The 7,525-nt window shown below is 69.8% G+C and carries 10 protein-coding genes; 8 read left to right on the top strand and 2 right to left on the bottom strand.

Annotation, left to right across the window (positions count from 1 at the left end):
- Positions 1-79: 79 nt before the first annotated feature.
- Positions 80-790: a DUF5324 family protein gene (locus tag V7E45_RS36945; RefSeq protein ID WP_333778661.1), complete on the bottom strand. Its 711-nt coding sequence runs from the start codon at positions 788-790 to the stop codon at positions 80-82.
- A gap of 240 nt (positions 791-1,030) precedes the next feature.
- Here V7E45_RS36945 and V7E45_RS36940 point away from each other — a divergent pair, with 240 nt between their 5' ends.
- Together V7E45_RS36940 and V7E45_RS36935 are read left to right on the top strand one after the other, a co-directional pair.
- A complete protein-coding gene (locus V7E45_RS36940) occupies positions 1,031-1,564 on the top strand; it encodes a peptidylprolyl isomerase (protein ID WP_333778660.1) in 534 nt (177 codons plus the stop codon).
- Between the two features lie 111 nt (positions 1,565-1,675).
- Positions 1,676-2,566 carry a rhomboid family intramembrane serine protease gene (locus V7E45_RS36935; RefSeq protein WP_333778658.1) on the top strand — a complete coding sequence of 297 codons (891 nt, stop codon included), beginning with the start codon at positions 1,676-1,678 and terminating at the stop codon, positions 2,564-2,566.
- Positions 2,567-2,846: 280 nt separating this feature from the next.
- Here V7E45_RS36935 and crgA read toward each other — a convergent pair whose 3' ends face one another.
- Entirely contained in the window at positions 2,847-3,101 is a 255-nt protein-coding gene (gene crgA / locus V7E45_RS36930; RefSeq protein ID WP_061922326.1) for a cell division protein CrgA, read from the bottom strand.
- Positions 3,102-3,241: 140 nt separating this feature from the next.
- Here crgA and V7E45_RS36925 point away from each other — a divergent pair, with 140 nt between their 5' ends.
- From V7E45_RS36925 to V7E45_RS36900, 6 genes are read left to right on the top strand one after another with little or no spacing between them, the layout of a single operon-like run.
- Entirely contained in the window at positions 3,242-4,030 is a 789-nt protein-coding gene (locus V7E45_RS36925; RefSeq protein ID WP_333778657.1) for a DUF881 domain-containing protein, read from the top strand.
- A gap of 32 nt (positions 4,031-4,062) precedes the next feature.
- Positions 4,063-4,755, top strand: coding sequence for a class E sortase (locus V7E45_RS36920; RefSeq protein WP_333778656.1), 693 nt, complete (start codon positions 4,063-4,065; stop codon positions 4,753-4,755).
- 16 nt (positions 4,756-4,771) lie between these two features.
- Positions 4,772-4,969, top strand: a complete 198-nt coding sequence (locus V7E45_RS36915; protein WP_333778662.1) for a hypothetical protein — start codon at positions 4,772-4,774, stop codon at positions 4,967-4,969.
- Positions 4,966-5,604: an aminodeoxychorismate/anthranilate synthase component II gene (locus V7E45_RS36910; protein WP_333778654.1), complete on the top strand. Its 639-nt coding sequence runs from the start codon at positions 4,966-4,968 to the stop codon at positions 5,602-5,604. Before V7E45_RS36915 ends, V7E45_RS36910 begins: the two co-directional genes overlap by 4 nt.
- The gene (locus tag V7E45_RS36905; protein ID WP_333778653.1) at positions 5,601-6,665 is read left to right on the top strand and encodes a class E sortase; all 1,065 of its coding nucleotides are present in this window, start codon (positions 5,601-5,603) and stop codon (positions 6,663-6,665) included. The genes V7E45_RS36910 and V7E45_RS36905 overlap by 4 nt, the downstream gene beginning before the upstream one ends.
- A 14-nt stretch (positions 6,666-6,679) precedes the next feature.
- Positions 6,680-7,432: a class E sortase gene (locus V7E45_RS36900; RefSeq protein ID WP_333778652.1), complete on the top strand. Its 753-nt coding sequence runs from the start codon at positions 6,680-6,682 to the stop codon at positions 7,430-7,432.
- Positions 7,433-7,525: the final 93 nt, after the last annotated feature.

Genomic DNA, 7,525 nt, shown 5'->3' with positions numbered 1-7,525 from the left:
CCCCCCCCCCGCCCCCCCCCCCCCCCCCCCCCCCCCCCCCCCCCCCCCCCCCCCATGTCTCACCCGACGGCCGGTGGCCTCACTCCTGGTCGTCGCGGTGCGCGGCCTCGTCCTCCGCCTGCTTCGCCTGAACCTCGGGGTCCAGCACCGAACCGCTGCCGTCCACGGAACTCAGGCGGCCGGACTCCGGGACCTCCGTCGCGGCCGGCGGCTCCACCAGCCAGTCGGGATTGGCCTGCTTGTCCCACCACTTCCAGATCGCGAAGGCACCGCCGGCCACCAGGCCGAACGCCGCCACGAACTTCACGGCCCGACCGGTCCGGCGGCGCCGCGCGTGCTTGCGGGCCAGCTTCTGGATCTCGCGCGTCGAGACCTGACCGCGCAGCGCGGCGAGCGCGGCGACACCCGCGGCCGCGCTGCGCGCGGCTGCCTCGTCGGCCACGGGGGTGGCCGCGGCCACCGCCTGCTCGATCTTCGGACGTGAGTAGTCGGCCGCCTGCCGGGCGGCCTTGCGCGTACGGGCGGCGGCTTCCTGCGCGGCGAGGTCCACCTTCTGCGGCACATGCGCACGAGCCTGTTCAAGGCGTGGGGCGAGCCGGGCGTCGTACTGCTCGCGGGCCTGCTCTGCGGCCTGCGACACCACGGGCGCCAGTCGTACGCGTGCCTCCTGCGCGTAATACGCGGCACGCTCCTTTGCCGTGTCGGCGTAGGGCGCCACCACTTCCGCGGCGTGCAGCACGCTGTCCCTCGCCGAGCCGGTCGCGGCGCGCACGCTGTCAATGCGGGTCACGGGTTCCTCCTCCTCGGTGGCGTACGGTAATCGACTTTCCACCCTTTTACGGATCATGCCTGTCAGCGGCCCGCGCGGCATGCGAGGGCGGGCATATGGGTGCAACCGGTGCTTCCCGTCGACACTGCCACGAATCATCGCCGCGCGCCCCCTCACCGGCGGAACTCGTCGCGGCCCGACTTCGCGGGCCCTGGGCCGTGCGAGGATCGAACGTCACACGAGGACAACGGAAGGCACACCGTGGCCGAGCAGCTCTACGCCACCCTGAAGACCAACCACGGCGACATCGAGGTCCGGCTGTTTGCGAACCACGCGCCGAAGACGGTCAGGAACTTCGTCGACCTGGCCCAGGGCGAGCGTGAGTGGACGCACCCGGCCACCGGGGTGGTGAGCAGCGACAAGCTCTACGACGGCACGGTCTTCCACCGGGTCATCAGCGGCTTCATGATCCAGGGTGGCGATCCGCTGGGCACCGGCATCGGCGGCCCCGGCTACGAGTTCGCGGACGAGTTCCACCCCGACCTGCGCTTCGACCGGCCGTACCTGCTCGCCATGGCCAACGCCGGGCCGGGCACCAACGGCTCCCAGTTCTTCATCACGGTCAGCCCCGCCCCGCACCTGAACCGCAAGCACACCATCTTCGGAGAGGTCACCGACCAGGCCGGCCGGAAGGTCGTGGACGCCATCGCCGCCGTGCCGACGACACTCCCGAACAACCGCCCGGTCAACGACGTGGTCATCGAGACGGTCGTCGTCGAGAAGCGCCAGGGCTGAGCCCGCCTCCGCCCGGAATCCTCCCGGGAACCAAACGCCCCGCTCGTCCGTATGGAGGAGCGGGGCGGGGTATGTGCCGGGGGACAGGCTCACGACCAGCAAGGGGATCCGATGGACCAGGCCGCAGGGAGCACGCAGGACGCCAGGAGCCTGCCCGTGTGCTACCGGCATCCGGACCGCGAGACCGGCGTGCGCTGCACCCGCTGCGAACGCCCCATCTGCCCCGAGTGCATGGTCAGCGCCTCGGTCGGTTTCCAGTGCCCCGACTGCGTCCGCACCGGCTCCGGCACCGGGCACGCCCCGGCCGCGTCGCAGCCGCGCACGATGGCGGGCGGCACGGTGACGGCGGACCCCCGGCTTCTCACCAAGATCCTCATCGGCGTCAACCTGGCCGTGTTCCTGGTCCAGATGGCCGTCGGCGACAGCTTCACCAACCGCTTCGAGCTCATCGGCCAGGCCTACACCCACTTCCTCCCCGGGGTGCAGGGCGTCGCCGAGGGCCAGTACTACCGCCTGCTGACCGCGATGTTCCTGCACGGCGGCTATGCCCACATCCTGTTCAACATGCTCAGCCTGTGGTGGATCGGCGGCCCCCTGGAAGCGGCGCTCGGCCGGGCCCGCTACCTCACCCTCTATTTCGTCTCGGGGCTGGCCGGCAGCGCGCTCACCTATCTGATCGCCGAGCCCAACGTGGCCTCGCTCGGTGCCTCCGGAGCGATCTTCGGCCTCTTCGGTGCGACCGGTGTGCTCATGCGCCGGCTCAACTACGACCTGCGACCGCTCTTCGCGCTGCTGGTCATCAACCTGATCATCACCTTCACCCCGGGTTTCAACATCGCCTGGGAAGCCCACATCGGCGGTCTCGTCGCCGGTGTCGTCACGGGCTACGCCATGGTCCACGCCCCGCGGGAGAAGCGGGCCCTGGTCCAGTACGGCACCTGTGCGCTCGTCCTGGCCGCGTCGCTGGTCCTGGTGCTGGTCAGGACCGCTCAGCTCGGCTGACGACCCCCCTTTGTCCACAGCGTGTGCCCGATCTTGTGCATACGGTGCGGACACAGCTGTGCCCCCTGCCGCTCGTCTGCGTTTCCGCAGGTCGGGCAGGGGGCGAACGGGTGTATGGATGCCGGTAGGGCAGTCACACCGGCGTCAACGGCCGGGGAGTTATCCACAGATCGTAGTCTTTTCCCCAGGAGGGTGTGGACAGCGCGTCAAGCCTGTGGATAACTCAGCGAACAGCCCTGGGCAGAGCTGGCCGAGCCGGTGGAGCCGATCGGGGCAGCCGCTACTTCCACTGCGTGGAGACACCGAAGCCGGCGGCGATGAAGCCGAAGCCGACCACGATGTTCCAGTTGTCCAGGCTGTCGATCGGCAGCGAGCCGTCGGTGACGTAGAAGACGACGATCCAGGCCAAGCCGATGAGGAACATGGCCAGCATGACCGGAGCAACCCAGGCGCTGTTGGTGAGCTTGATGGCCTGCGCCTGCTTGGCGGGCGGCGGCGTGTAGTCGGCCTTCTTGCGGATACGTGACTTCGGCACGAGGGTCTCTCCTGTCGATGCGCTGCGTGGCCGCGCAGGTAACTGGGTCGGTCCGGGGCAGCGTACAAGGGGACACTTAGCGCTCCCCCGGGCGTCCGTTAGCGTAGTGCTTCCGCGCCGCCGAAGGAGATAAGGGTACGTTGAGCAATTCTGCCGACTCCCCCGGGACGGGATCAACGGGTTCCGGCCCCGCCCGTGGTCCGCGTTTCCGTCCGGTGCGCATTCTCACGGTGGCCGTCTTCGCGCTGGCCGGGCTGATCTTCTTCACGAGTTTCAACACGGCCAAGGGCACGGACATCCGTACGGACTCCTCCCTGCTGAAGCTGTCCGACCTGATCCAGGAACGCAGTCGCAAGAACAAGGAGCTGGACGAGTCCAACGCGGCCCTGCGCGGGAGCGTGGAGTCGCTCGCCGAGAGCGACGACGGCAGCACCAAGGCGCAGGACGAGCGGCTCAGCGGTCTGGAGAAGAGCGCGGGCACCCAGAAGCTCACGGGCCGGGCGGTCACCGTCACCCTCAACGACGCCCCGCCGAACGCGACCGCCAAGCTCCCCGGCTACCCCGAGCCGCAGCCCGACTACCTGGTCATCCACCAGCAGGACCTCCAGGCCGTGGTGAACGCGCTGTGGCAGGGCGGCGCCAAGGGCATCAAGGTCATGGACCAGCGGCTGATCTCCACCAGCGCGGTCCGCTGCGTGGGCAACACGCTGATCCTCCAGGGCCGCGTCTACTCACCGCCGTACAAGATCACGGCCGTGGGGGACCCGGGCAGGCTGCAGCAGGCGCTCGCCGCGAGCAAGGCGATCCAGACGTACATGGTGTACGTCAACGTCTACGGCCTCGGCTGGAAAGTCACCGATGACGGCACGGTGACTCTGCCGGGCTACTCGGGCACAGTGGATCTGCACTACGCGAAGCCGGTGGAGTAGCCGGAGCAGCCAGTCCCCGTCAGGAGCGGCCGGTGCGGGTGATCATCAGGACCGTCAGCGAACTGTGCATCACCGTCGGCACTCTGATCGTGCTCTTCGTCGCCTACCTGCTGTTCTGGACCGGCGTCCGGGCGGACGGCGCCATGGACGACCAGATCGACCAGCTGCACCGGCAGTGGGCGACGGGCGGCGCCCGGCCGACGGCACAGGGCCCCGGCACCACCGCGGCGCGAGCGCCGAAGCCGGCGGCCTACCACTACGGCGGGCCCTTCGCGATCATGTACATCCCCCGGCTCGGTTTCACGTGGAACAAGCCGGTGCTGGAGGGCACCGGCACCGATGTGCTCAAGAAGGGCCTCGCCCACTACGCGAGGACCGCCCGGCTCGGCCAGGAGGGCAACTTCGCGGTCGCCGGCCACCGGCGGACCTACGGCGACCCCTTCAAGGACTTCCCCCGGCTGCGGCCGGGCGACGCGGTGGTGCTCACGGACGGTACATCCTGGTTCACGTATCGGATCGACAGAGGGCCTTACAAAACCGTTCCGACCGACGTTGAGGTCATCGACCCTGTCCCACGTAAGTCGGGGTACACGCGTCCGGGCCGGTATCTGACGCTGACCACGTGCGATCCGGAATGGGGGCACAGTCATCGGCTGATCGTCTGGGCGCACCTGGACTCCACACAGCCTGTGGAGGCAGGCCAACCGAAGGCTTTACGCCGCTAGTCTGGTGCTGTACGGCGTGAGTCAGGTGCCGTGGTGGAACGGAAGGGGCGGCATGTACGGCTGGATCTGGCGGCATCTGCCGGGGAACGTGTGGGTGAAGGCGCTGATCTCACTCGTCCTCGCCATGGCCGTGATCTACGTGCTCTTCCAGTACGTCTTTCCCTGGGCCGAACCGCTGCTGCCCTTCAACGATGTGACGGTGGACAACCAGTGAGTGCGCGGATTCTCGTCGTGGACAACTACGACAGCTTCGTCTTCAACCTGGTCCAGTACCTGTACCAGCTCGGCGCCGAGTGCGAGGTGCTGCGCAACGACGAGGTGTCGACGGCCCACGCCCAGGACGGCTTCGACGGCGTCCTGCTCTCGCCCGGGCCGGGCACGCCCGAGCAGGCGGGCGTCTGTGTGGACATGGTCCGCCACTGCGCGGCGACCGGCGTGCCGGTCTTCGGGGTCTGCCTCGGCATGCAGTCGATGCAGGTGGCCTACGGCGGTGTCGTGGACCGCGCGCCCGAGCTGCTGCACGGCAAGACCTCGCTGGTGGAGCACGAGGGCGAGGGCGTCTTCGCCGGCCTGCCGTCGCCCTTCACGGCCACCCGCTACCACTCGCTGGCCGCCGAGCCGGCCACCGTCCCGCCGGAGCTGCGGGTCACGGCCCGCACCCACGACGGCATCATCATGGGCCTGCGCCACCGGGAACTCCCGGTCGAGGGCGTGCAGTTCCATCCCGAGTCGGTGCTGACCGAGCACGGGCACCGAATGCTGGCCAACTGGCTGGTGGAATGCGGCTACCAGGACGCCGTGGCGAGGTCGGCGGGGCTCGCCCCGGTGGTGGGCAGGGCCACGGCGTGACCGCCCTGCGCCCGGAGCGCGAGACCGATGCCTCGTACGGGGATCAGTCGTACGGGGCTTCCGGTGCGCAGGGGGACTGGACCGCGGCGGGCGCGATGCCCGGGGAGCCGTACCGGCCCTCCCTGGACGACGAGACCATGGCGCTGCGCATCCCCGGTCCGCCGACGGGCCCCGACGGAGAGCCTCCAAGGCCCTCTCGCGCCGCTTCCGCATCATCCACCACCGGAACCTCATCCGGAGGGCGCGCGGCCCGCAGGAAGGCCGCCAAGCGGCGTGGCGGGCGTCATGGCGGCACGCGGGAGCCGGTGGGGCCGGCCGACGCTCCGCGGTCCGGGCAGCGACCGCCGCTGTCGCGGGTGGAGGCCCGGCGCCAGGCGCGGCTGCGCAAGCCGGGCCCGGCCGTGCTCGCCAGCCGGGCGATCGGCGAGGTGTTCATCACCACCGGCGTGCTGATGCTGCTGTTCGTCACCTACCAGCTGTGGTGGACCAACGTCCGCGCGCACGCGCAGGCCGGCAGCGAGACGCATCAGCTCCAGGACGACTGGGCGAACGGCAAACGGGCCCCCGGCGTGTTCGAGCCGGGCCAGGGTTTCGCCATCCTGCACATTCCCGAGCTGGACGTGGTGGCGCCGATCGCCGAGGGCGTCGACAACAAGAAGGTGCTCGACAAGGGCATGGTCGGTCACTACGGCGAGGGTGCGCTGAAGACGGCGATGCCGAGCGCGAAGACCGGCAACTTCGGTCTCGCCGCGCACCGCAACACGCACGGGGAACCGTTCCGCTACATCAACCGGCTCAAGCCCGGTGACCCGGTCGTCGTAGAGACGCAGGACACGTACTTCGTGTACAAGGTGACGTCGATGCTGCCGGTGACACCGCCGTCCAACACGAGCGTGCTGAACCCGGTGCCCCGGGGCTCGGGCTTCACCGGGCCGGGCCGGTACATCACCCTCACCACGTGCACACCGGAGTTCACCAGCAAGTACCGGCTGATCGTCTGGGGCAAGATGGTCGAGGAACGCCCGCGCGACAAGGGCAAGCCGGACGCGCTCATCGACTAGGGGCTAGAGGAACAGTGGCAGGGACCGCCGACCACACCGAAGAGCACACGGACGCCTCCGACGCGGCACCCGCCCCGCGCCCCCGGCGTCCCGGACGGATCGCCCTCGCGATCAGCTTCTTCGGCGAACTCCTGATCACGGCGGGGGTGTTGCTCGCCCTCTTCGTCGTCTACTCGCTGTGGTGGACCAACGTGATAGCGGACCGCAAGGCCGACCGGGAGGCCGGCAAGGTCCGCGACCACTGGGCGCGGGCCACCGACTCGGGCCCCGGCGCGCTCGACACCAAGGACGGCATCGGCTTCCTGCACGTCCCGGCGATGCGCAACGGCGAGGTCCTGGTGGAGAAGGGCACGGACACGGACGTCCTGAACGACGGTGTGGCCGGCTACTACACGGATCCCGTCAAGGCGGTCCTGCCCATGGCCGGCAAGAAGGGCAACTTCGCGCTCGCCGCCCACCGCGACGGCCACGGCGCGAAGTTCCACAACATCGACAAGCTGCGCGAGGGCGACCCGATCGTCTTCGAGACGAAGGACGACTGGTACGTCTACAAGGTCTTCTCGATCCTGCCGGAGACCTCGAAGTTCAACGTCAAGGTCCTCTCCGCGGTCCCGAAGGAGTCCGGCAGGAAGCGGCCGGGCCACTACATCACCCTGACGACGTGCACCCCCGTCTACACCTCCCGCTACCGGTACGTGGTGTGGGGCGAACTGGTCCGGGTGCAGAAGGTCGACGGCAAGCGGACCCCGCCGAGGGAACTGGGCTGACAGACGAGGGGGGCCCCCCCCCCCCCCCCCCCCCCCGGCCCCCGCGCCCCCCCCCCCCCCCCCCCCCCCCCCCCCCCCCCCCCCCCCCCCCCC

Origin of the sequence: Streptomyces sp. IBSBF 3136, from assembly GCF_036815105.1 — a bacterium.
Lineage (GTDB): Bacteria > Actinomycetota > Actinomycetes > Streptomycetales > Streptomycetaceae > Streptomyces.
The sequence above is the reverse complement of the archived record's forward strand: the minus strand, read 5'-3'. Positions and strand labels throughout refer to the sequence as shown.

Excerpts from the sequence above, each read along its gene's own strand:
- V7E45_RS36935 (WP_333778658.1), top strand. The coding sequence starts at position 1,676 with ATGGACCAGGCCGCAGGGAGCACGCAGGACGCCAGGAGCCTGCCCGTG.